The 24,482-nt window shown below is 54.8% G+C and carries 21 protein-coding genes; 10 read left to right on the forward strand and 11 right to left on the reverse strand.

The window, feature by feature from the left end:
* The first annotated feature begins 181 nt into the window (after positions 1–181).
* Complete coding sequence (locus IEX10_RS04770; protein ID WP_229678420.1) at positions 182–1,285, forward strand: CaiB/BaiF CoA transferase family protein; 1,104 nt, start codon at positions 182–184, stop codon at positions 1,283–1,285.
* Positions 1,261–2,265: an Ldh family oxidoreductase gene (locus IEX10_RS04775; protein WP_188671387.1), complete on the forward strand. Its 1,005-nt coding sequence runs from the start codon at positions 1,261–1,263 to the stop codon at positions 2,263–2,265. The genes IEX10_RS04770 and IEX10_RS04775 overlap by 25 nt, the downstream gene beginning before the upstream one ends.
* A gap of 15 nt (positions 2,266–2,280) precedes the next feature.
* Here the strand turns inward: IEX10_RS04775 and IEX10_RS04780 are convergent, their stop codons facing one another.
* From IEX10_RS04780 to IEX10_RS04795, 4 genes are all read right to left on the reverse strand, one after another.
* Positions 2,281–2,940 carry a hypothetical protein gene (locus IEX10_RS04780; protein ID WP_188671389.1) on the reverse strand — a complete coding sequence of 220 codons (660 nt, stop codon included), beginning with the start codon at positions 2,938–2,940 and terminating at the stop codon, positions 2,281–2,283.
* Positions 2,941–3,084: 144 nt separating this feature from the next.
* Complete coding sequence (locus tag IEX10_RS04785) at positions 3,085–3,453, reverse strand: hypothetical protein (RefSeq protein ID WP_188671391.1); 369 nt, start codon at positions 3,451–3,453, stop codon at positions 3,085–3,087.
* Between the two features lie 78 nt (positions 3,454–3,531).
* Positions 3,532–5,514 (reverse strand): DNA topoisomerase IV subunit B, encoded by a 1,983-nt coding sequence (parE, locus tag IEX10_RS04790; RefSeq protein WP_188671393.1) that lies wholly within the window; start codon positions 5,512–5,514, stop codon positions 3,532–3,534.
* A gap of 94 nt (positions 5,515–5,608) precedes the next feature.
* Positions 5,609–6,034, reverse strand: coding sequence for a hypothetical protein (locus IEX10_RS04795; protein WP_188671395.1), 426 nt, complete (start codon positions 6,032–6,034; stop codon positions 5,609–5,611).
* 131 nt (positions 6,035–6,165) lie between these two features.
* On the opposite strand from IEX10_RS04795, the gene IEX10_RS04800 reads away from it, so the two are divergent.
* Entirely contained in the window at positions 6,166–7,056 is an 891-nt protein-coding gene (locus IEX10_RS04800; protein ID WP_188671397.1) for an endonuclease/exonuclease/phosphatase family protein, read from the forward strand.
* Between the two features lie 66 nt (positions 7,057–7,122).
* Positions 7,123–8,487, forward strand: a complete 1,365-nt coding sequence (locus IEX10_RS04805) for an MATE family efflux transporter (RefSeq protein ID WP_229678421.1) — start codon at positions 7,123–7,125, stop codon at positions 8,485–8,487.
* Between the two features lie 93 nt (positions 8,488–8,580).
* On the opposite strand, the gene guaA is transcribed toward IEX10_RS04805, so the two are convergent.
* Positions 8,581–10,167 carry a glutamine-hydrolyzing GMP synthase gene (gene guaA / locus IEX10_RS04810; protein WP_188671399.1) on the reverse strand — a complete coding sequence of 529 codons (1,587 nt, stop codon included), beginning with the start codon at positions 10,165–10,167 and terminating at the stop codon, positions 8,581–8,583.
* Between the two features lie 212 nt (positions 10,168–10,379).
* Here guaA and IEX10_RS04815 point away from each other — a divergent pair, with 212 nt between their 5' ends.
* Positions 10,380–11,930, forward strand: coding sequence for a trimethylamine methyltransferase family protein (locus IEX10_RS04815; RefSeq protein ID WP_188671401.1), 1,551 nt, complete (start codon positions 10,380–10,382; stop codon positions 11,928–11,930).
* Positions 11,931–12,034: 104 nt separating this feature from the next.
* Here IEX10_RS04815 and IEX10_RS04820 read toward each other — a convergent pair whose 3' ends face one another.
* From IEX10_RS04820 to mnmA, 3 genes are all read right to left on the reverse strand, one after another.
* The gene (locus tag IEX10_RS04820) at positions 12,035–13,246 is read right to left on the reverse strand and encodes an ATP-binding protein (protein ID WP_229678434.1); all 1,212 of its coding nucleotides are present in this window, start codon (positions 13,244–13,246) and stop codon (positions 12,035–12,037) included.
* A 164-nt stretch (positions 13,247–13,410) separates the two neighbouring features.
* Complete coding sequence (locus IEX10_RS04825) at positions 13,411–13,968, reverse strand: heme NO-binding domain-containing protein (protein WP_188671405.1); 558 nt, start codon at positions 13,966–13,968, stop codon at positions 13,411–13,413.
* 70 nt (positions 13,969–14,038) lie between these two features.
* On the reverse strand, positions 14,039–15,184 hold the full coding sequence (gene mnmA / locus IEX10_RS04830) for a tRNA 2-thiouridine(34) synthase MnmA (RefSeq protein WP_188671406.1): 1,146 nt from the start codon (positions 15,182–15,184) through the stop codon (positions 14,039–14,041).
* Positions 15,185–15,358: 174 nt separating this feature from the next.
* Between mnmA and sciP the strand changes: the two genes are divergently transcribed.
* From sciP to recG, 4 genes are all read left to right on the forward strand, one after another.
* A complete protein-coding gene (gene sciP / locus IEX10_RS04835) occupies positions 15,359–15,634 on the forward strand; it encodes a CtrA inhibitor SciP (RefSeq protein ID WP_188671409.1) in 276 nt (91 codons plus the stop codon).
* Positions 15,635–15,770: 136 nt separating this feature from the next.
* Positions 15,771–16,484, forward strand: coding sequence for a response regulator transcription factor CtrA (gene ctrA / locus IEX10_RS04840; RefSeq protein ID WP_188671411.1), 714 nt, complete (start codon positions 15,771–15,773; stop codon positions 16,482–16,484).
* Between the two features lie 177 nt (positions 16,485–16,661).
* Positions 16,662–18,791 carry an NAD-dependent DNA ligase LigA gene (ligA, locus tag IEX10_RS04845; protein ID WP_188671413.1) on the forward strand — a complete coding sequence of 710 codons (2,130 nt, stop codon included), beginning with the start codon at positions 16,662–16,664 and terminating at the stop codon, positions 18,789–18,791.
* A 9-nt stretch (positions 18,792–18,800) separates the two neighbouring features.
* The gene (recG, locus tag IEX10_RS04850) at positions 18,801–20,888 is read left to right on the forward strand and encodes an ATP-dependent DNA helicase RecG (protein WP_188671415.1); all 2,088 of its coding nucleotides are present in this window, start codon (positions 18,801–18,803) and stop codon (positions 20,886–20,888) included.
* A 423-nt stretch (positions 20,889–21,311) separates the two neighbouring features.
* Here recG and IEX10_RS04855 read toward each other — a convergent pair whose 3' ends face one another.
* Complete coding sequence (locus IEX10_RS04855) at positions 21,312–21,758, reverse strand: iron-sulfur cluster assembly scaffold protein (RefSeq protein ID WP_188671417.1); 447 nt, start codon at positions 21,756–21,758, stop codon at positions 21,312–21,314.
* Between the two features lie 78 nt (positions 21,759–21,836).
* Here IEX10_RS04855 and hisI point away from each other — a divergent pair, with 78 nt between their 5' ends.
* On the forward strand, positions 21,837–22,196 hold the full coding sequence (gene hisI / locus IEX10_RS04860) for a phosphoribosyl-AMP cyclohydrolase (RefSeq protein WP_188671419.1): 360 nt from the start codon (positions 21,837–21,839) through the stop codon (positions 22,194–22,196).
* Here the strand turns inward: hisI and gluQRS are convergent.
* Positions 22,186–23,037, reverse strand: coding sequence for a tRNA glutamyl-Q(34) synthetase GluQRS (gene gluQRS, locus IEX10_RS04865; RefSeq protein WP_188671421.1), 852 nt, complete (start codon positions 23,035–23,037; stop codon positions 22,186–22,188). The two genes, hisI and gluQRS, sit on opposite strands and share 11 nt — an antisense overlap.
* Positions 23,038–23,073: 36 nt before the next feature.
* Positions 23,074–24,426 (reverse strand): methylenetetrahydrofolate--tRNA-(uracil(54)-C(5))-methyltransferase (FADH(2)-oxidizing) TrmFO, encoded by a 1,353-nt coding sequence (gene trmFO, locus IEX10_RS04870; protein WP_188671423.1) that lies wholly within the window; start codon positions 24,424–24,426, stop codon positions 23,074–23,076.
* Between the last annotated feature and the right edge of the window lie 56 nt (positions 24,427–24,482).

Here is a 24,482-nt window from a genome sequence, read left to right on the forward strand (position 1 = left end):
ATGTCTCCTGATTACTGCTCAACCGGTCTGATGCCGGCCCTGCGGCGCATAATACGCGCTTTTGACAGCTCTGTCATCCCAATGCGGCCTTGTGCGCAACGTAAATGGCGGGAAATTGCTTTTAACTGGCTGGAGTTTGGGAAAACGGGTATCGAATCCACAAGAAATGAGGAGGAAGATCATGTCAAACGGTCCATTGCACGGGGTCAGGATTGTGGAATTTGCCGGACTGGGGCCAACGCCTTTCGCGGCTATGACGCTGGCGGATATGGGGGCAGAGGTAATCCGCATTCAGCGTCCGGGCCTGAAACATTTGATGGGGCTGAAGTATGACATTCTGGATCGGGGCCGCAGTTTTGTGGAACTGGACCTGAAAGATGCGGACGATATTGACACGGTGAAGGCGCTGCTCGGTTCGGCTGATGCGTTAATTGAAGGCATGCGTCCGGGTGTGATGGAGCGTTTGGGGCTCGGCCCGGATGAGGTTTCCGCCCTGAACCCGCGGTTGGTTTATGGTCGGATGACCGGCTGGGGGCAAAGCGGACCGCTTGCCCATGCGGCGGGGCATGACATCAATTATATTGCGCTGTCAGGCGCGCTGCATGCAATCGGGCCAAGGGATACACCAGTTATCCCATTGAACCTTATCGGAGATTTCGGTGGCGGTGGCATGTATATGGCCTATGGTATCGTCTGCGCACTGTTTGAAGCAACCCGCTCGGGATTGGGGCAGGTGGTGGATACGGCGATCACCGATGGCACGGCGCATCTGATGTCGATGATTTATGCCATGCAGCAAGGAAATGCTTGGGAGGACCGGCGCGAGTCCAACATTCTGGACGGCGCGGCACCGTTTTATGGCGTCTATAAATGCGCTTGCGGAGGCCACGCGGCAGTCGGGGCTATCGAGCCTAAGTTTTATGCCGAATTGCTAGCGCGCATTGGTGCGGACGCGGAACTGGCGAAAACCCAGATGGATCGCAGCACCTGGCCTGCGGTACGCGAAGAATTCGCAGCGATTTTTGCCACAAAAACCCGCGATGCGTGGAGCGATCTGTTGCTTGGGACTGATTCCTGTTATGCACCCGTACTGACCATTGCCGAGGCATATCACGCCCCGCATAACACGGCGCGCGGGCATTTCGGCAAAAAAGGTCAAATAGCCGAGCCAGCCCCCACTCCCAAGCTTTCGCGCACCCCCGGTTCCGTGCAAGACTGCTCTCAGAGTATTCCATTAAACGTGAAGGACGTGGTGCAAATATGGCAGGAAGCGCGCAAAAGCTGACCGTAACGCTGGACGAGATCGAAGCGACGACGAAACAGGCGATGGTGAAACATGGTGCTGCGGATTGGATCGCAGCAGAAGTGGCCAAAGCGGTGCGCAAGGCAGAGGCTACGGGCAATCTGATTTGCGGGCTGTATTATCTGGAGAGTTATTGCGCGCAGTTGCGGTCCGGTCGGGTCAACGGGCAGATAGAGCCGGTCGTATCCAAGCCCAAACCTGCCAATGTCAAAGTGGATGCTGGGTTGGGTTTCGCCCAGCCAGCCTTTGCGCGTGGTCTGCCTGTTGCTGTTGAAACGGCGCAGGAAATGGGCACGGCGAGCCTTGCAATCTGTCATTCCCATACCTGCACATCGCTTGGGTATTTTACCGAACAAATTGCGCAAGCCGGTTTGATCGGGATCGGGTTTACCAATGCTTCGGCAGTCGTTTCCCCACCCGGCGGCAATGCAGCGGTGCTTGGGACCAACCCGATGGCGCTGGCGGTACCGGCCAAGGATGGCGGCGTTGCCTTTCAGTTTGATCAATCAACCTCTGCTGTAGCTTTGGGAAAGATTACCATGGCAGCGAGCGCGGGGGAGTCTATCCCGCTCGGCTGGGCGGTGGATGCGGACGGCAACCCGACGCAGGACCCGAACGCGGCGCTTAAAGGTTCGCTGGTGTCGACCGGTGGCCATAAGGGCTGGGGGTTCGGTCTAATGGTAGAGGTTCTGGCCGCGGCCGTAACCGGATCAGTAAATTCGCTGGACGTTAAAGGACTGAAAGCGACTGATGGCGCCCCCCATAATTTGGGGCAGTTTTACCTGCTGATTGATCCGAAAGGTTATTCCGGCGATGCCTTTTATGACCGTCTGGCCCGCGTGGCGGATGCGGTTGCAGACCAGCCGGGGGCCCGATTGCCGGGTGCCAAGCGTAAAATACCCACTGAGGTTTTAATAGATACGGCCCTGTGGACACGGTGTCAGGCGCTGATGGATCAATAAACAGGTCGGGCGGGTTTAATTCCGCTCTGCGTTTCGTTTGGCGATCCGGCAGGTTTCGACAACTGGGCTTAAGGCCTTGCTGGAACCGCGCAACGGGAAACGCTCTGTTGTGCCATAGGCCAGCAATTTGATGTCGGCGTAATTTCCGGAAATCAGGCGGCTGAACACGGGGGATAGAGGTTCTTTTTCCTCTATTTCCCAATCCGTTGAAGTTGGATCGTAATGTGCGACGCCGGTGTAACCGAATGAGCTGAAATCCATAAACACCATCTCTGCCGGACCGTCATCGATGCCGGAAGGGATGGTTTTGATACCGCCGTCGTCATAAGGGATCGCTGCAACGATTCTGGCTGCTTCCTGATCTTCAGGGCTAAGCAAATCGCCAGCCTGTGCGCCGGTGTTTTCATCTTCGTCCAGCTTTGGCGGTGTATAGTCAAATCCCGGACGGTAGCGCATCACCATCCGCACGTTTTCAGCATCGCATTCAATCCGCAGGGCGAGCCATTTTTCGCTTTCGCGGTTACAAAACAAAAGCGCAGTGGGTGCTGTTCCAAGGGCGTCAGAGGCTGGCACATGTTCCCAGACATCGCATTCTGCTCGTCGATTAACAGTTTCGGCTTGCACAGAAGTGGCCGCCATTATGGCAAGGCATCCGGCACTCAGCAGCGTTTTCATAGATCAGTCCTTCTTGTCCCTGTCGCAAATTGGTCGTTTTTGCAACAGCGCAAAAGCTAGGCGGTAAAGCACCGGAGATAAAGGGGTTTATGGAAGCAGCAGTGCAGCAGGGGCGAGGCGTGGTTTTTGTGCCGCGCCAAGCTGTCAACCACCAGTTGGGGGCAACATTTTATAACAACCGGTGCCAGAAAGCGTGCTCGACACCACACGGTTGTTTTGCAAGTCCGCCACATAAAGACACTTCTGGTTCACGATCTGGTTGTCGTATCCCACCAACAGCATCACGCCGCCGATACGTTCATACTCCGGATGGCGCACCACGTAACTGTTGCGACGCTCCCAGACGGCTTGGGTTGAAGTGCTGCTGACGGGCGTGCCAAGGGACGCCATGACCTGTTCGACAGTCTTACCGTTATGCTGGGTCAGGCGCTGCTGTTTTTCCGCAGGGGTTTCACAGGCAGCCAGCGCCAGCACGGCAATAGAGAGTAGGGCAGGTTTCAAGGCGTTTCGCATAACAGGTTCCGTTTCATCGCGGCTGATCCTGATATAGTTCATATCAAAGGCAGGGCAATCCCGCTGCCCGCCAAAGGTTCAGAGGTCCAGTTCTTCCACAAACTGTGCGTTTTGCTGGATATATTCAAACCGCAGCTCGGGTTTTTTCCCCATCAGACGTTCCACCAGATCGGATGTTTCGCCCGGTTCGTCGTCATCCACAGACACGCGGATCAACTGGCGGGTTTTGGGGTTCATCGTGGTCTCTTTCAGGTCAATGGCGTTCATTTCGCCCAGACCTTTGAACCGCGATACGTCGATTTTACCGCGCCCGCCCAAACCTTTAGCCAGCAAGCGGTCGCGTTCAGCCTCGTCCAGGACGTAGACGGTTTTGGCCCCTTGGGTCAGTTTGAACAGAGGCGGGCAGGCAAGGTACAGATGACCGCCATCCACCAGCGGGCGCATCTGGGTGAAGAAAAACGTCATCAAAAGCGCCGCAATATGGGCGCCATCCACATCCGCATCGGTCATGATGATGATTTTTTCGTAGCGCAGGTCCTCGATGTTAAACCGCGTGCCCATGCCAACCCCAAGGGATTCGCAAAGATCACTGATTTCCTGATTGGAGGTCAGCTTACCGCTGGCCGCACCAAGGACGTTCAGGATTTTACCTTTAAGCGGCAGCAGAGCCTGCGTTTTGCGATCTCTTGCGCCTTTGCCCGATCCCCCCGCAGAATCACCTTCCACGATAAACAATTCAGTGCCGCTGCGGTCTTTGTTGGTGCAATCCACCAGTTTACCGGGCAGGCGCAGTTTCTTCGTTGCCGACTTGCGCTGTGTTTCTTTCTCAGCACGGCGGCGCATACGTTCTTCGGCCTTCAGCACCATATAATCAAGAATGGCGCCCGCCGCTTTGGTATCGGCAGCCAGCCAGTTGTCAAAATGGTCCCTTACAGAGTTTTCAACCAGCTTTTGCGCTTCAACCGTGGCCAGACGGTCTTTGGTCTGTCCCACAAATTTTGGTTCGCGGATAAAGACTGACACAAGCGCACAGCCCCCGCCCATCACATCATCGCGGTTGATCTGGGTGGCTTTTTTGTTGCCGACAAGCTCGCCGTAAGCCTTGATGCCCTTAAGAACCGCAGCCCAGAAACCCGCTTCATGGGTGCCGCCTTCGGGGGTCGGGACCGTGTTGCAATAGGACTGCGTAAACGCATCCCGTGCGGGGGTCCAGTTGATCGCCCAGTCCACATTGCCCACTTCACCAGCGCCGAATTTCTCGGCGAAATTCACATGGCCCGCAAACGGACGCTCGGAATATGTAGAGGACCCTTCAAGACGCTCTGCCAGATAATCCGCCAGACCGTTGGGAAAATGAAAGCTGTCGCTCGTGGGGGTGGTGTCATCTTTGCCAAGGCAGGACGGATCGCATTTCCAGCGAATTTCAACGCCGGAAAACAAATAGGCTTTGGACTTTGACATGTCGTAAAGCCGCTTGGCCTTGAACCGTGCTGCGGCCCCGAAAATCTCTGCGTCGGGGTGGAAGGTCACGGATGTGCCACGGCGGTTCTGGGTCGGTCCCAGCTTTTGCAGGGATCCTTGCGGGATGCCGCGGCTGAATTCCATTGCGAAAAGTTCACGGTTGCGGGCAACTTCGACACGGACATGATCGCTCAGCGCGTTGACAACCGAACTGCCGACCCCGTGCAAACCGCCCGATGTTTCATAGTTGTCGCCGTTGAATTTACCACCCGCATTCAGCGTACAGAAAATGATTTCTAACGCCGATTTGCTGGGGTCTTTGGGATGGGGATCAATCGGAATGCCGCGCCCGTTATCCCGCACCGTAACCGAGAAATCTGCGTTCAGCTCAACTTCGATCCAGTTGGCGTGACCGGCGACTGCCTCGTCCATGGAGTTGTCCACGATCTCGGCAACCATGTGATGGAGCGCGCGGTCATCTGTGCCGCCGATATACATGCCGGGGCGCAGGCGCACGTGCTCCATATCTTCCAGCACCTGAATGCTGGAGGCGTCGTAGGATTGTTCCGCTTTTTCACGGAAGAGATCATCTGCGGCCATAATTGCTCGATTCCTGCTGGCTCTTTGGTTGTGTGCATTAGACCAAAGAGGGCGGGTCGGCGCAAGATGCAGAGTGGGTTTGAAACTGCCCCGTTCAGAGTGCGGCAACCGTTTGTTGTCCCACAGATCGGTAAGCGATTGATCCGATCCAACCAGCCAATGCCAGCGCGCTGAGTCCAAGACACAGATAAACCAGCGGATAGCTGTCGTTAAACTCCTTCAGAACCAACACGCCGATCAGATGCAGGCCGGCCCAAAGGAAGGCGGTGATCGTGAAAATCGGGGCAAGCCATGCCTCCAGTTCCTCGGATTCGGTGGTAGCGGTGCGCATTGCCTCCCCAAGACGCCCAGGAACCAGGCCGACCAGAATAACAATCACAGCGCAGCAATAGGATGGAAGCAGCATTAACCGGATCAAAAGGTTCAGCGGATTGCTCTCGTCTCCCCAAGGCAACAGCACAAAGACAGGCAACATCAATGACAGGGCAAAAAATGCGTAGTATCTAAAAAACAGGCTCATACCAACCTCGGACACGTGAATTTACTTTAACTTAAAATTATTTAACCAAACGGTGGTGCCATTTAAGGGCCAGACTGTGGCAATTATAAGAAACCATTGCACCTTTTTTCCAGTTGCGCCATGACACCGTGATGAAAAAGGCCGCTGTTTGTATCTTGTTTGTTCCCCCGATCCTGCTGGTTGCAAGTGCCGGCGGGGCGGTGCATCCGCTTGGTGACAGCCTTGCAGTGTTCCGCCTGTATCTCGGGTTTATCTCTTTGATCTGTGGTGGCGGGCTTTTTCTGTTAAACTGGCGTCGCAGCGGGCTTGGCGCAGCTGTCATGGCTGTTGCGGCCAGTGGCACAATTTTATGGAGCTATGATGCACCGCAGCCCGACGGTGATCTGCCTTACACGCACTATCAGAAAAATCTGCTCTATGTGCTCTACGATCCTGCCGAAATCATCGCCGACATTAAGCAGCAGAGCCCCGATTTTATCACGCTACAGGAAATGACCCCGCGCTCTGACGGGTTGATGGTGGCGCTAGAGGACGACTATCCGACACAAAGTGTCTGTCTTGGCGAAGATGACCGGGGCATCGCGCTGGCAAGCCGGTTTGATATGGTACCGGACAGCCGCGTTTGTATGCCCGGCCACGGGTTGCTGGCAGTGCAGGTGGTAACGCCGGAAGGCCCGGTCTGGCTGGTGACATTGCATCTCCGCTGGCCGTTTCCGTTGGAACAGGCCGAACAAGTCACGCGGATTCTACCGGTCCTTGAAAAGTTAACAGGGCCTGTGGTGCTGGGGGGGGATTTTAACATGGTGCCTTGGTCCTACACGATGACGCGGATCGAAACGGCAACGCGAACCCAGCGGGTCGGGCGGACTGTCGATACCTTTCTGGTGGAGGGGCACGTGATGGTTCCAATAGACCATGTGCTTGCCCCCAAGGGGTGCGAAGGGCGGGTATCAACCCTTGATCTTCTGGGGTCCGACCATCATGGTGTGCTGGCACACTATCCACTAGGTGCCTGTCCCTAGCTACGGTCGGGAAATTTCTCCTGTCGGGCCGGTCACATCATCGAAACCGTTAACAGAGCAAGCCCTATGAATACGATTCCCCCCATGTCCTGGCGAGGCCACATCCGCGCGTCCCTGCTGCTTGGTTTGCCCCTGGTGGGGAGCCATATCGCGCAGATGCTGACCCATATCACCGACGTGGCCATGCTTGGCTGGTATTCGGTAGATGCGCTGGCGGCGGTCGTTCTGGCCACGCAGGCATACTTTGTCGTGTTTATCGTCGGGTCCGGCTTTGCCTTTGCGGTGATGCCGCTCTGTGCGAGTGCCATTGGGGCCGAGGATGATCGTCAGGTCCGCCGTTCAGTGCGTATGGGGGCTTGGCTGGTGCTGTTTTACGGCCTGCTATTGGCTGTTCCGCTCTGGCATATCGAAACGATCCTTCTGTTTCTCGGGCAGCAGGAACATCTGGCGCGGATTGCTTCAGAGTATATGCGAATCGCGGTGTTCGGACTGTTCCCCGCGCTTTGGATCATGGTGTTGAAAAGCTACCTCTCGGCACTGGAACGGGCCCAAGTGGTCCTGATCGCAACGCTGGTTGCAGCCGGGGCCAATGTGATCTTCAACTATGCGTTCATCTTCGGGAATTTCGGCTTTCCGGAAATGGGGGCGCGCGGGGCGGCTTGGGCCTCTATCCTCACGATTACAATCGATTTCGTCTTTTTGCTATATTACTGCTGGGTCTTGCCAGCACTGAAAAAATACGACCTGTTTCTGAACCCGTTCCGCTTTGACCGCGAGGCATTTGTCGAGACTTTCAAACTCGGTTGGCCCATCTCGCTGACCCTGCTTGCGGAAACCGGGTTATTTTCAGCCGCTACGGTTATGATCGGATGGTCGGGCACAGTGGCGCTGGCAGCCCATGCGGTGGTTCTGCAAATCACTTCAGTCGGCTTTATGGTGCCGCTTGGAATCTCCAACGTGGGAACGATCCGCGCGGGTCGCGCTTTGGGGCGCAAGGATAAGCTCGGCCTGTCCCGCGCCGCCGCCGTGGTGATATGGGGGGCGTTCCTGTTTTCATTGGTGACGATGACGCTGTATCTGACCATCCCGCGTCCCTTGATGCGGTTGTTTCTGGATCCGTCTGAACCGAACCTCCCCGCGATTGTCGAAATGGGCGTGTTGCTCCTGATGATCTCGGCCGCGTTCCAGATCGTTGACGCCACCCAAGTTGCAGCGCTCGGGATGCTTCGCGGGATCAAGGATACCACCGTCCCTATGGTTCTGGCCGTCTTCAGCTATTGGTGTGTCGGCGCGCCTATGGCTTATATCCTCGGCTTTCCGATGGGATACGGTGCGCAAGGCGTTTGGGGCGGGCTGGTGATAGGCCTGACACTGGCGGCCGTTACGATGCTGGCACGCTATTACAAACTGCAACGCGCACTCAGTTTCTGAAACGGAAAAACGCGCCGCAGGTGTGTCCTGCAGCGCGTCTCTTTTTGGTTCAAATATCCCCGCGCGGAGCGCTCGGAATTTACCGGAACGGGATCACTCCCACTCAATAGTGCCCGGAGGTTTTGATGTGATGTCATAGGTCACGCGATTGATGCCTTCGACTTCATTGATGATCCGCGTTGCGGTTTCGCCAAGGAATTCATGGCTGAACGGATAATAATCTGCCGTCATCCCGTCCACAGATGTCACAGCCCGCAGCGCGCAAGCATAATCATAAGTCCGCCCGTCGCCCATGACCCCCACGGTTTTCACCGGAAGAATGGCGACAAAGGCTTGCCAGATTTCATCGTAAAGTCCGTGCTTGCGGATCTGGTCGATATAAACCGCATCGGCTTTGCGCAGAATTTCCAGTTTCGGGCGGGTAATTTCACCGGGGCAGCGAATGGCAAGGCCGGGTCCGGGGAAGGGATGACGCCCGATAAAGCTCAGCGGAAGGCCGAGCTCCTGGCCCAGCGCGCGAACCTCGTCTTTGAACAACTCACGCAGAGGTTCCACCAGTTTCAGCCCCATCTTCTCTGGCAATCCTCCAACATTGTGGTGGCTTTTGATCGTCACAGATGGACCACCCGAGAAAGACACACTCTCGATCACATCCGGATAAAGCGTTCCTTGTGCAAGAAACTTTGCGCCACCCACTTCACCAGCGTGTTTCTGAAACACATCAATGAACAGCTTGCCGATAATCTTGCGTTTGGTTTCCGGATCGGACTGCCCGTCGAGCTCGCCGAGGAACAATTCCTGTTCGTCAGCGTGGATCAAAGGCATGTTGTAGTTGTCGCGGAACATTTTCACGACTTCTTCAGCCTCTCCCTGACGCAGCAGGCCATGATCGACAAATACACAGGTCAGCTGATCGCCGATCGCTTCATGAATCAGCACCGCTGCCACAGAACTGTCGACACCGCCAGAGAGCCCGCAGATCACTTTTGCATCACCAACCTGTTCGCGGATCGTCGCAATCGCCTGTTCGCGGTAAGCCCCCATTGTCCAGTCGCCACTGAATCCGGCAAGTTTGACAAAATTTTCATATAAAGTCGCGCCATTTGGCGTGTGGTGTACTTCGGGGTGGAATTGCACCGCGAAGAAGTTGCGATCCAGATCCGCAGTCACCGCAAAAGGTGCGTTGGGGGATGTGCCATATACCTCAAAACCGGGAGCAATGGCGCTGACGTGATCACCGTGGCTCATCCAAACCTGCTCCCGCTCTTCAAGGAACCAGCCATTCAGAAGATCAATCCGTTCGTCCCGCGGTGTCACGTAGGCGCGCCCGAATTCTGCCGTGCCATGCCCGCGTTCCACTGTACCGCCCAACATGTGCATCATAACCTGCTGGCCGTAACAGATGCCAAGGATTGGGATGCCCAGATCAAACACCTTCTGGGGCGGTCGCGGCGAGCCTTCGGTCATAACAGAGGCCGGCCCGCCTGAAAAGATCACCGCTTTGGGGGCGAACTCCTCAAGAAATTCTTCTGTTACGTTCTGGAACGGATGAATTTCACAATAGACGTTCAGCTCGCGCAGGCGGCGGGCAATCAGTTGCGTAACCTGAGAGCCGAAATCAATAATCAGCAGCTTCTCGTGGTCGAAGGTTTCAGCGGGGAGGGGGGCATGATCTGTCATGGCAAGCCCATAGTAAATAGCTGGGATTCGCGCAAGGTCACATTCGTCGCGGGCGGGCTGTATGCGGGGCGAAATGACGGGAAATTTTCCCACAGCAGCCCAATTCTGACCCGCCATGTCGCTTTGTGCCAGAAACGGGCGAATTTACACCTTACCGTCCGCAGGAAAACGCTAAACCAACTTTTAATGATGTGAACATAAGGTGATCCCAGATGTCTGAAGCCGCGCCAGCAACCCGTCGAAGAACCCGTGGTGGTGGAGGCGGCGCTGCCCGTCGCGCCGATCGCACAACTGTGCGGCTTGAAGTGGCGAAATACATCGAGCGCAACATTCCGAATTTCGAGGTGCTGACCGAAGAGGCGCTGGAGATTATCGAAAACAATGCAGAAACCATCCTTGAAGAAATAGGCGTCCATTTCCCGGACAATCCGGGCGCGCTGAAACGCTGGGCTGATGCGGGTGCGGATGTGGATGGAGAAAGGGTGCGGATCCCCCGTGGATTGGCTCGCGAGCTGATAAAAACCGCTCCTTCTGAGTACACACAACATGCGCGAAACCCCGACCGGAACGTGCGCGTTGGCGGAAATTCCATGGTGCTTGCCCCTGTATACGGCCCGCCTTTTGTGCGCGATGTGAACGGCGGGCGGCGGTATGCCACTATGGCGGATTTCCAGAAGATGGTGAAACTGACCTATATGTCGAAGTGGTTGCACCATTCCGGTGGAACCGTTTGTGAACCGACTGACATCGCGGTGAACAAGCGGCATCTGGACATGCTTTACGCCCATATGACCCTGTCGGACAAACCCTATATGGGGTCTGTGACTGCGCCGGAGCGGGCGGTGGACTCGGTTAAAATGTCCGAAATCCTGTTCGGTGGCAGCCTTGAAAACAAAACGGTGATGACGTCTCTCATCAACATCAACTCTCCGCTGACGTTTGATGAAATCATGATGGGTGCGATGGAGGTTTATGCCAAGAACAATCAGGCCTGCATCGTTTCGCCCTTCATCGTTGGGGGCGCAATGGCGCCGGTTTCGGTTGCGGGTACGCTGGCGCAGGTTATGGCCGAAGGATTGGCCGGTGTGGCCTACAACCAGCTTTGCAATCCTGGCGCACCGGTGATTTTCGGGGCTTTTGTATCGTCGATCGACATGAATTCCGGCGCTCCAACCTTCGGAACACCGGAAGCATCGAAAATCCTTTACGGGGCCGGTCAGATTGCGCGTCGTTTAGGGTTGCCGTTCCGGTCCGGTGGGGCGCTCTGCGGGTCCAAATTGCCTGATGCACAGGCCGCCTATGAAACTGCAAACACGCTGAATGCGGCTTTGCTTGGTGGTGTGAACTTCTGTTTGCATGCGGCTGGTTGGCTGGAAGGCGGTCTTGTCACGTCCTTTGAAAAATTTGTTATGGACGCGGACCAACTGGGTGTTCTGCATTCTATCGCTAAAGGTGTCGACATGTCTGAAAACGGGCAGGCGCTTGACGCGGTGCGTGAGGTCGGACCAGGGGGGCATTATCTTGGGTGTGCGCATACGCAGGCAAACTTTAAGGACAGTTTCTGGAAATCGCAGCTTCTGGATTACAAACCTTTTGAAACCTGGTCGGACGAAGGTGGCAAAGATACGATGCAGTTGGCGAGCGAGCGGGTGGAGCGGATGATGGGTGAATATACACAGCCACCGCTGGACCCTGCTATTGATGAAGCGCTACAAGCTTATATGGAAGAGCGTAAAGCCTCTGAGCCTGACGCTTTCGTTTAACGTCTCCGGGTGATCGCGGTCGCTGCGTTGGTAGCGACCGTCAGCGGAAAGAGAAACGGCAGTGCTACGCCGGACCTGTAAAATCCGGGTCCGGTTACTGTTCCTTATGGAATGCATCCACGCTCTGTGACCGAACGAAGCGAGTCAGAGAGAGTGCGTAATAATACGCTTTTCTTAATCGGTTTGGACAGATGGCCATCCATTCCCCCGTTAAGGTATTCGGCAATTTGATAGGTCATCGCATTTGCCGTTAACGCAAGTATGGGAGACGGCGCGCGCGCGGTGTCTTTTTCCCATTGCCTGATTCTTGCAGTCGCTTCCATGCCCCCAAGCACTGGCATGTTAATGTCCATCAAGATCAGGTCGAAGGTCTGCGCCGTTGCCAGTTCAACTGCCTCTGCGCCGTTTGAGACCAGAACCAAATCCAGTTCCAAGTCTTTTAGCTGTCTTTCCAGCACCAACCGATTTGTTCGATTGTCTTCAGCCACTAGGATTCGCCACTGCCGGGAAGACATGAAACGGAACGCCTGATCGTCTTCTTGGGGTGTCGGTTCTATAGAGCGGACGGCTGGATCTACCTTCATACTGGCGACGAACTCTGATCCTTCGCCAAATGTGCTATTGACTGTCAGGTCCCCGTCCATCAGGCGGCAGATCTGACGGGAGATGACCAATCCAAGACCGCTTCCCCCGAAATTTCGTGTGATGGAATCGTCTGCCTGTTTGAAAGGTTGAAACAGATTTCTGAGCTTGTCCTGCTGAATGCCAATTCCGGTATCGCGGACGCTAGTTTTTAGGAACGCCCCTTTCGTTGTTCTCTCTAGATCCACCCGCACACAGACCTTACCCTCACTGGTAAATTTTAGGGCGTTGGAAACCAGATTACCGACCACTTGGCGCAGGCGGACTGGATCGCTTTTGATCCAGACACCGGCGGACGGCGCAAGTTTTATGTCAAATTGCAAGTTCCGCTTCACCGCTTTCATCGCGTAAAGCTGTTTTGCGGCGTTAAAATGCGCCACGAGATCGAATGGGATTTGTTCGATTGTCAGCTCGCCCGCTTCGATTTTGGAAACATCGAGAATATCGCTCAGCACTGACAGCAGCAGCCCGCCGCTTTCGAGAATGGTGTTCGTCATTTCCTGTTGTTCAGCGCACAGCGCGGTATCAGTTAGGGCTTCCGCCATGCCAAGCACGCCATTCAATGGCGTTCGTATTTCGTGACTCATACTCGCAAGAAAGACGCTTTTGGCCCGGTTGCTGGCCTCCGCAACCTCCATCGCGTGGTGAAGTTCAGTGGTGCGGGCGCCCACCATTTTTTCCAATTCGTCTGCTTGCCGGATGAGCCTTTGGTTCGCCTCCCAAAGGGCGCGGCTCTTAATGTCCAGCAAAGACTCCGCTTCCAGACGTGCAGTTCTTTCACGGTCGTAGCGTCGCCGTGAGACGGTGTCTTTTGGTCGGGGCGCGGTCTGTGAATCCATTAGGCGGCCAGTGGGGAGTTCAGTCGTATGGTAAAAGTCGCACCTGAACCCGTCTCTGATCGGACCGGAGTTCGCAGAACCGAGGCTGTTTCGCCAAAATGTTCCACGCAGGCCTCTATCATGCCTTGGCAGAAATCTACCAAGGGTCTTTCCGAAATATAGATCATTTCAAAGCTCTGCGGGCTTAGGAAACGGGTCGCAAAGCTTGGAAGTTCAGCATCGGGGTAAAGTTTGCGTACCTCTACATGGACTTCACCCTCTATAGAATCGAGCATCTGAAAGGCGGTTTCTTTTCCTTCCATGAACGGGGCGTGTGTTTGCGCGAATCTGCGAAAAATCCATTTTCCGAAAATTGTCTGTAGAATTTCGGGCGTGGTGCCAGCGTGCTGGGAAAGCGCGCCCAGCAGGGCCATCAATTCGCTGCAAGAATAGTTTCCCACCGCAGAATAGGCCCCGCCAGACGCCAGTTCAGTAGAATTGAGAACGTCATCAACGGCCTCTTCCCCGATAAGGGAATCCGCCAGAGACAATAGTTCTACAAATACGACACCTTTCATCCGGTCCTCCTAGGCTGCGAGACGCACAGCTTAGGCCGCAGGAGTTAACAGGTGCCTAATAGGACAGAATTTAGTAACCGCGCCAGATCCAGCCGCCACCCCAAATGCGGGTGCCTTCGGTTTCGTAGAAAACACAGGCCTGTCCGGGCGCAACCCCTTCTTCGGGCGACAATAATTCGACCTCTGCCTCGGTGGCAGACAGCGGACGGACGATCGCCTCTTTGGGCGCGCGAGTAGAGCGGACGCGCACCGAAACATGCCATTCTTCACGGCTTTCAAAGGGTTCATCACCAAGCCAGTTGATTTCCCGTACAGGCACTTTGCGCGTTGCCAGTGCCTCTTTCGGGCCGACGATAACGTGCTTTTTGTCAACGTCCAGCTTGACCACATACAGCGGTTCACGCCCCCCGATCCCCAAGCCGCGACGTTGGCCCACCGTATAGTGGATCACACCTTTATGTTCGCCCAGAACCTCACCGTCCAGATGTACAATCTGACCGGGGTCTGCGGCACCGGGGCGCAGCTTTTCGATCACTGAAGCATAAGATCCGTTTGGCACGAAACAGATGTCCTGACTGTCCGGTTTATCCGCAACCGGCAGCCCGAATTTACGTGCAAGTTCGCGGGTTTCCGCCTTGCTGCGCAGATGCCCGAGAGGGAAGCGCAGGTAATCAAGTTGTTCCTGTTTTGTTGAGAAAAGGAAATAGCTTTGATCACGATCCCCGTCCGCAGCTTTGTGCAGTTCGGCCTTTTCCGAGCCCATGAAACGCTGGATGTAATGGCCGGTCGCCATGCAATCCGCGTCCAGATCTTTGGCGGTTTCCAGAAGATCGCGGAATTTGACCCGTTCGTTGCAGCGGATGCAGGGCACAGGCGTTGCACCAGCAAGATAGCTGTCGGCAAACTCGTCAATTACGCTTTCCCGAAACTTGTTTTCATAGTCCAGCACGTAGTGGGGGAAGCCCATTTCTTCGGCCACGCGGCGGGCATCGTGAATGTCACGACCCGCACAACACGCGCCTTTTTTGGCCAGCGCCGCGCCATGGTCATATAGCTGTAGTGTGATGCCGACCACATCATAACCCTCAGAGGCGAGTTGTGCGGCCACCACAGAGCTGTCAACGCCGCCAGACATAGCGACGAGTACGCGTGTATCTTTGGGTGCTTTCGCGAATCCCAATGAGTTCAGTTCGGTTTTTGGAGTGTCGAGTGCCATCGCATCGCCGGAGTTCTGGAGCCGATCCTCTGGGCCGGGCCGCAACGCCAAGCCGATAGATCAGGTTTGATATGGAATATAGTAAAACCCTAAGTGTTCTCAAGGGCTGGGTTCACTAGTTATTAGGTGTTTGGGCGGAGTTTGGCCACAGTGAAAATAGTTAGAAGGTGCCCCATGTATATTAGAAAGGACCCCGGTCCTGCATCCGTAACGCTTCCCGATGGAAGCCGTCTCAGCCGATCCGATCTTCCTCCTAAGAACACGTCACGCTGGGTTGCACGGCGCAAGGCCGTGATTGTCGCCGCGGTGGAAGGAGGTTTGATTACAGATCGGGAGGCTTGTCAGACCTATGACCTGACACAAGACGAACTGTCCAGTTGGATCAGTGCAGTACAAAGCCACGGACCGGCGGCGTTACGGATCACAGCAATCCAGAAATACCGGAGCTAAGCATATTGCAGAGGATGTTAATCATTTAAGTGGACAACCTTAACGTGTGTTGCTAAATTCTTGCTTAGCGTAACGCATATTTAACTAAGTTGTAGAATACTGAGCCCACAAAAATCTTATTGATCCGGAGTCTGCTATGCGTGTTCTACTTGTTGAAGATGATCCTACGACCTCCAGAAGCATTGAATTTATGCTCTCTAATGCCAACTTGAATGTCTATGCCACTGATCTTGGCGAAGAAGGCATAGACCTTGCAAAGCTCTATGATTACGATTTGATCCTGCTGGACTTGAACCTGCCGGACATAAACGGACACGAAGTTCTCCGCCAGTTGCGCGTTGCAAAGATCCAAACGCCCATCTTGATTCTCTCTGGTAACGACGACGCTTCAGAAAAGGTTAAGGGGTTGGGGTTCGGCGCTGACGACTATCTTACCAAGCCGTTTCACCGCGAAGAACTGGTGGCGCGCATCCATGCAATTGTGCGCCGGTCCAAGGGGCACGCACAATCTGTGATTGAAACCGGAAGTATTGTGGTGAATTTGGACGCAAAAACTGTATCGGTCAGAAATGAAACAGTCCATCTGACCGGTAAGGAATACCAGATGCTGGAATTGCTCTCTTTGCGGAAAGGAACGACCCTGACAAAGGAGATGTTCCTGAACCATCTTTACGGCGGTATGGATGAACCGGAACTCAAGATTATCGATGTGTTTATTTGCAAATTGCGCAAAAAGCTGGCCGAGGCGACGGGAGGGGAAAACCACATCGAAACCGTTTGGGGCCGTGGTTATGTCCTTCGCGACCCTGACGAGGTAGCGGATTCGGTGAAAATGGTGGCTTCCGCATAACGAAGTTTTGATCAGAGTAGCCATGTTCGTGGTGTGGAAACCGTCGACTGATCTGCTCTCGCCGGGGGACTGGGAATTTGTCTTCAAATTGTTGATTGGAACAAAAGCCCACTAGACCCGGCACAGACAGCCAAATAGAACGGTTCGGTACGATCAGTTTTTGGGGATTATCGGATCATGTCAGTCGAACGCTCGGTAACGCAATTGTCTGTTCAGGAGGCTGAAAAAGAGCTGGCGCGGTTGGCCAAATCCCTGGCAGAGGCCAATTCCGACTATCACACAAAAGATGCTCCAAAGATCAGTGACGCAGAATATGATCGTCTAAAACTGCGTAATGCGGAAATAGAGACACGCTTCCCCGACTTGAAACGGACAGACAGCCCTTCTGATCAAGTGGGTGCGCCAGTTTCCGATGCGTTTGCAAAGATAAAACACAGTCAGCGTATGCTGTCGCTGGGGAACGCGTTTTCCGATGAAGATGTAGAAGACTTCACGCAAAGGGTAAGGAAATACCTTGGGCTTCGGGATAGCGAAACGATAGCCTTTACTGCTGAACCAAAAATCGACGGCCTGTCTCTATCATTGCGATATGAAGACGGCAGGCTGGTTCAGGCTGCCACACGCGGTGACGGGGAGGTTGGAGAATCTGTCACCAACAACGCGCGAACAATTGCAAATATTCCGGAAACCCTAAAGGGTGCCCCTACGGTCCTTGAGGTGCGCGGCGAAGTCTATATGAGCCACGCTGATTTTGAGAAATTGAACCTGGCGCAGGCTGCAAAGGGGGCAAAAACCTTCGCAAATCCGCGTAACGCTGCCGCAGGATCATTGCGTCAACTCGATTCCAATATCACGAGACAGCGCCCGCTATTGTTTTTTGCCTATGCTTGGGGGGAGGTTTCCGAACCCCTCGCCGATACCCAATTAGAAGCCATCAAGAGATTGGAAACGTTAGGGTTTTCAACAAACCCGCTTACAAAGCGGCTAGACGACACTGCGCAGATGCTGGAGCATTATCACGCTATTGAAGAACAGCGGGCTACGCTTGGTTATGATATCGACGGGGTGGTGTACAAGGTGGACGATCTCACCTTGCAATCCCGTCTTGGGTATCGCGCAACCACACCCCGTTGGGCAATCGCCCACAAGTTTCCAGCGGAAATTGCTCATACCATTCTCGAAGCGATTGAGATTCAGGTGGGGCGAACCGGTGCGCTGTCCCCCGTTGCGCGGTTGCATCCTGTGACGGTCGGCGGCGTGGTCGTTTCTAACGCAACGCTGCATAACGCGGATTACATTGCAGGGCAGGACAGTAAGGGCGAACCGATCCGTGAAGGTCGGGATCTTAGGGTCGGTGACTGGGTCGAAGTGTACCGCGCCGGCGATGTAATCCCGAAAATTCGTGATGTGGATATTTCCAAACGTCCCAAGGACTCTGTCCCTTTCGAATTTCCGACCGAGTGTCCTGAATGCGGATCTGATGTCGTCCGTGAAGAAGGCGATAGCGTTGCTTACTGCACAGGCGGGTTGATCTGCCCTGCGCAAGCGGTTGAAAAGCTAAAGCATTTTGTGTCTCGATCCGCCTTTGATATTGACGGCCTTGGGGCCAAGCAGGTGGAAATGTTCTTCAATGATGAAAGTCTTCCCATTAAGGAACCGGCGGATATTTTCACCCTGTCGCAGCGCGATGCCGCAAATCTGACCAAACTGAAGAACCGCGACGGATTTGGCGACAAATCTGCAAGCAAACTGTTCGCTGCGATCGATGAAAAGCGTCAGATTCCTTTGAATCGTTTGATCTTTGCGTTGGGTATTCGCCATGTAGGGGAAACCAGCGCGGCGATGTTGGCCCGTCACTATACCAGCTGGGACAGTTTTTTCAGCGCGATGACCCAAGCACGTAAAAAAACAGGCGAGGCTTGGGAGGATCTGTTGAATATCGACGGTGTCGGCACCGTTATGGCGGAGGCTCTGGTTGACGCATTTCATACCCAAAACACCCGCGAGGCTATTTCGCGGCTGGTTGGCGAACTTCAAGTGCAGGACGTTGCCGCGCCGGATACCTCCGGTAGTGCCGTTGCAGGAAAAATTGTAGTCTTCACCGGAACGCTCGAAAAAATGACGCGGGCCGAGGCAAAGGCCCGAGCTGAAGCTTTAGGAGCCAAGGTTTCGGGCTCGGTTTCGGCCAAAACGGATCTTGTTATTGCCGGACCGGGTGCGGGCAGCAAAGCAAAAAAGGCTGAATCCTTAGGGGTGGAATTAATTTCAGAGGATGATTGGCTCGAACTGATCGGTGCGACAGGGTAGGGTCGCCGGATGAGCCGCCGCCCCGAAATTCTTTTCCCGCTTTTTGCGGATCTGACCATGCTGGAGGGTATCGGTCCGAAATCTGCACAGAATTACGCTAAAATTGACATCAACCGTCCACGTGATTTGCTGTTCCTGCTCCCTCACAGTTTGATTAATCGCCAGATCCGCGCCAGTATACTTGAGGTCGAAGCGCCTGCGGTGGTGACGGTCGAGATTGTCGTCGGCATTCACACCCCGAACGCGATCAAAGGGCGTCCATACAGGGTGACGGTTCAGGACAGTCAAACCAGTTTTCAACTGGTGTTTTTCCACGCGCGCTCTGACTGGCTGCGAGAGCAACTGCCAAGCGGTCAAAAACGGGTGGTGTCTGGCAAGATCGAAATGTTCGACAGCGTCGCCCAAATGGTCCATCCCGATTACATCCTGCCGCCGGACGCTGCGGGCACGATCCCTGCCAACGAACCGCTTTACCCTCTGACCGCCGGCGTCAGCCAAAAGCAGGTGTTTCGTGCAGCCCGTTCAGCCTTGCGGCTTTTACCTGATATGGAGGAGTGGATTACGCCGTCGGTAATCACCAAATTTGGATGGCCATCCTGGAAGGCCGCAGTCGAAACGGCCCATGCGCCCACATCCCAAGCGGATGTTCAAATAACCTCACCTTCGCGTGCACGGTTGGCCTACGACGAATTTTTTGCCCATCAGATTACCCTTGCGCTGGCGCGTAATTCTCAGCGGCGGTCCTCTGGTTTGGCGACCAAAGGTACGGGAGCTTTGCGCAATAAGGTATTGAAATCACTGCCCTATGCGCCAACAAATGCACAGTTGCGGGCCTTTTCGGAAATCACAGAAGATATGGCGAGCAAGCGCAAGATGAACCGCCTTTTGCAAGGGGATGTGGGGTCCGGAAAAACGCTCGTCGCTTTGATCGCGCTATTGGCTGCGGTGGAATCCGGGGGGCAAGGAGTGCTGATGGCGCCGACGGAAATTCTCGCGCGCCAACATGTTGAGGGGCTGCAGCCACTGGCATCCGAGGCAGGGGTCGTGTTGGAACTGTTGACCGGACGGGATAGCGGAGCAGAGCGCCGTAAGAAACTCGAAGCTTTGGCCAAAGGCAATATACAAATACTTGTTGGTACACACGCGGTCTTCCAGAAAGACGTTCAATTTCAAGACCTTCGGCTGGCCGTAATTGACGAGCAGCACCGCTTTGGGGTGCGTCAGCGGCTGGACCTTGGCGCCAAAGGGGCGGCTGTGGACGTTTTGGTCATGACGGCAACGCCAATCCCGCGCTCGTTGGAGCTGGCGAACTACGGTGATATGGATGTCTCGGTACTTGATGAGAAACCGGCTGGCCGCAAACCGATAGACACAGTTTTGGTGTCCAATAAGCGACTTGAGGAGGTCGTAACGCACCTGCGAAATGCAATTTCAGAGGGGCGGCAGGCCTATTGGGTGTGTCCACTAGTGGGCGAAAGCGAGACAAAGGATTGGGCGGCAACTGAAGAACGGTATCGCTTGCTTCGTCTTGCTCTTGGCGAAGAAAATGTCGGAATGGTTCATGGGCAGATGCCTGCTGCGGACAAAGACGCTGCTATGGCGGATTTTGTGACTGGTCGCAGCAAAGTTCTGGTCGCCACGACAGTGATTGAGGTCGGGGTGAACGTCCCGACCGCAAGCATCATGGTGATTGAGCAGGCCGAAAGTTTTGGGCTGGCGCAGTTGCACCAGTTACGGGGGCGTGTGGGCCGCGGGTCCGAGGCGTCAACTTGCCTGTTGATGTACGGCACCCTTGGCAAAACTGCAGAACGCCGCCTGAAAACCATGCGGGATACCAATGACGGCTTCCGCATCGCGGATGAAGATCTTAAAATCCGCGGGGCCGGTGACGTTCTGGGAGTTGCACAGTCGGGGTTGCCACGGTTCCGGATAGCGAATTTGGAACGCCAATCCGAGTTGATGAAAACGGCGCAAGATGACGCCCGTTTGTTGCTGGGGGAAGATCCCGATCTGACGTCAAAACGGGGGCAGGCGGCGCGTGTTCTCCTCTATCTAATGGAACAAGAAAAATCTTTTCGTTACATATCAGTTGGTTAGCATGGAATTGGTTAAGAACTCGTTAAGTGTTCCTATTTAGTTCTTGCAACAGTGGAACATTTGCGGAACATTGTGGGAACTGACGAGAACATAACCATTGAGGTCTGACTATGATCCGCGACATGATCCGAATTTTAAATGCTAACTCTGCCACTGTCCTTGAAGATATTGTGGGCGTTTGTGCCATTTTTGTGATGTTGGTCGTGGTTTTGCACCTCCCCGGTTACACCCTCTAAGCTCTGTCCGCGGTTGTAAGGCTGCACTTGGGTATCTGGATGCCTCGTCCTTGTGATACCTGCCGTCCCCTTGACGGCCCAGAGACGTTGCCCCGTCTCTGTCGTGCCTGAAATCTGACACCGCACACCTTTTACGCCGCGCCCACAAAGGTTGCGGCGTTTTTTTTGGCGTGAGTTAACAGTATTTTTACGCGGCTTGGGATAAGCTTTCTATGGCAGTAACGGTTGCATCAAACGCCAAAAGGATAGAGGCATGCCGATTTTTATAGGCCTTGGCTGGCTGTAAGACTTCTAACCCGTCAAACGGCGCATCGGGGACTGGACCGTCGGATTTCAACATCGCGGCCAATTGGTCGCGTCCGGTTCTGATGGTTTCAAGGGTCTGCCCCATAACCGCGCCGCCCAGTACACTGGCCGAGGCTTGTCCCAATGCACAGGCTTTTACATCCTGTCCAAAGTCGGAAACCACACCGTCTTTCATGCAAACATCTACAGTTACGGTAGAGCCACATAAAGGAGACCGCTTCATTTCACTTGCATCTGGTGCTTCCAGCCGTTCAGAATGGGGAATATCCGCCGCCAGCGCCAGTATCCGGTTCGAGTAGAGTTTTACCATTTCGGATGCGTCAGTCATCGCGCAGCCCTTCTATTTCTCGTGTTACCTCTATAATTAGGCTTCAACCCCAGTTTTGGAAAGAGGAACCGGTCCGAGATGGAAAATTTTGATCCAGCCACACTGAAATTTGATGATCGCGGGCTGTTGCCAGCCATCGCGCAACAACACGACACGGGCGAGGTGCTTATGCTTGCCTGGATGAACGCCGAAGCGGTTGCAAAAACACTTGAAACCGGTCGCGTGACGTATTGGTCGCGGTCGCGCGCTTCATTCTGGATCAAAGGGGAAACCTCGGGGCACACACAAAAACTGGTCGATATGCGGATCGACTGCGATCGGGATTGCATTTTGGTGATGGTGGATCAGGAAGGGGCAGCGTGCCACACAAACCGTCGAAGCTGTTTTTACACCAGTGTGACCGATGGTGAAGTGGAGTTGTTAAAGCCTATGGCGTGACAGCGGCGCGAATGTCTTCCGGCGTCCAGCCAGCATCGCGTAACGTGCGCAGCGCCAGTGCATCGTGACGTTTGGCCAAGCGTTTGCCCGTGTCATCGCGGATTAACCGGTGATGGCGATACAGGGGTGTTGGTAGAGACAACAAGTTTTGAAGCAAAACGTGGATCGGGGTGGCCGGTGCCATATCTGAACCACGTGTCACATGGGTGATGCCTTGTGCGCCGTCATCTACCACCACTGCAAGATGATATGATGTGCCAATGTCACGCCGTGCCAACACTATGTCACCGCAGCACTCGACTAGGTATTCATCAGATAAGGGGTGGAACCCTGCATTTTCACCAATTTCGATGTAGCCTGCGTCCGCCCGTTCGCCGAGCATTGCAACAGCTTTGCGCATGTCAAGACGCACGGCATCCGCGTCGGTTCTATGCGTCATGGATCGGGCACAACAGGTGCGGGGATAGATGACGCCGTCCGGACCGAATTGTTGCGCGGCGCCTTCTTGCGGTGCGCTAAGCGCTTCGGCAATATCGCGGCGGGTGCAGGAACAGGGGTAACATAACTCCATGTTTACAAGCCGGTTCAGCGCTTCGTCGTAAAAATCCATCCGTTCCGACTGACGCAACGCCGGCTCTTCCCACTTCAGTCCAAGCCATCGCAGGTCTTCATAGATGGCAGCTTCAAATTCCGGTTTGGAGCGCTCGGTATCGATGTCCTCAATCCGCAGAAGGAACCGGCCATTCTGTGCTATTGCCCCGCCATGGGCTGTCAGCGCAGAAAAGCCGTGACCGAGGTGGAGGAAACCGGTGGGCGAGGGGGCGAATCTTTCAACAACCATTTCCACCTCCCTTCCTGTTGTTCAAATCTAACTGACCTATTGTTCAGCGCCAAGCCAACCTTGCCAGTCCGCTTTGGCTCGATCCGTGTAGGCTTTGTAACGGTCTTTCCTGTTCCGCCGCCCGCCTTTGACGTTGTCCACCGGTGGGAAAAGACCGAAGTTTACGTTCATAGGTTGGAAGGTTTTCGCATCCGCGCCGCCGGTGATATGCGTCACAAGTGCGCCCATCGCGGTGGTTTGTGGCACCGATTCGAGCGTTTTGCCTTTTGCCTCGGCGACGGCAAGACGACCCGCGAGCAGACCCATCGCGGCACTTTCAACATAGCCCTCTACGCCGGAAATCTGGCCTGCAAAGCGAATATCTGGCCGGTTTTTCAAGCGCATCTGCTGGTCCAGCAGGCGTGGTGAGTTGATGAAGGTGTTGCGATGGATGCCGCCCAGTCGGGCGAAACGCGCGTTTTCGAGACCGGGGATCAGGGCAAAGGCCGCAGCCTGTTCGCCGTATTTCATCTTCGTTTGAAATCCCACGATATTGAACAACGTGCCAAGCGCATTATCCCGGCGCAGTTGCACCACAGCATAGGGTTTCACGTCGGGTTGATGGGGATTGGTCAGCCCGACAGGCTTCATTGGCCCGAACCGCAGGGTTTCGCGGCCCCGTTCAGCCATAACTTCGATGGGCAGGCAGCCGTCAAAATAGGGCGTGTCTTTTTCCCAATCTTTAAACTCGGTTTTGCCGGAGTCCAGCAACGCATCGATGAATGCCTCATAGGTCTCTTTGTCCATCGGACAGTTGAGATAGGCCGTGCGCTCTTCTTCGGTTTCACCCTTGTCATAGCGGGATTGAAACCACGCTTTGGACATATCAATACTATCCGCGTAGACAATCGGCGCGATGGCATCAAAGAACGCCAGAGAGCTTTCGTCGGTTACGGACAGGATCGATTGCGCCAGTGCCGATGACGTCAGCGGTCCAGTGGCGATGATTGTTTGCCCCCAGTCCTGCGGTGGAATTTCAGAAACTTCGCCCCGTTCTAGTGTGACCAACGGGTGATTCAGCAATCGTTCTGTAACAGCTTGCGCAAAGGGTTCGCGGTCCACAGCAAGAGCGCCGCCAGCAGGGAGCTTGTGCTGTTCTGCCATCTCCATAATCAGGCTGCCTGCCTCGCGCATCTCCCAATGCAGCAATCCGACGGCATTTGCCTCATGATCGTCCGAGCGGAAAGAATTGGAACAAACCAGCTCTGCCAGATTGTCGGTTTGATGCGCGAAAGTGCCCACTTCGGGGCGCATTTCATGGATAACGACGGGCTGTCCCGCCTGAACGGCTTGCCAAGCTGCTTCGCTGCCGGCCATACCGCCGCCGATGATGTGAATAGGTTTGCTCATGCATCCGCATTTAGGACAGGTCGCAGGGAATGGAAAGGGGCTTAGTGTTCCCACTG

The organism is Neptunicoccus cionae (assembly GCF_014643735.1).
GTDB lineage: Bacteria > Pseudomonadota > Alphaproteobacteria > Rhodobacterales > Rhodobacteraceae > Amylibacter > Amylibacter cionae.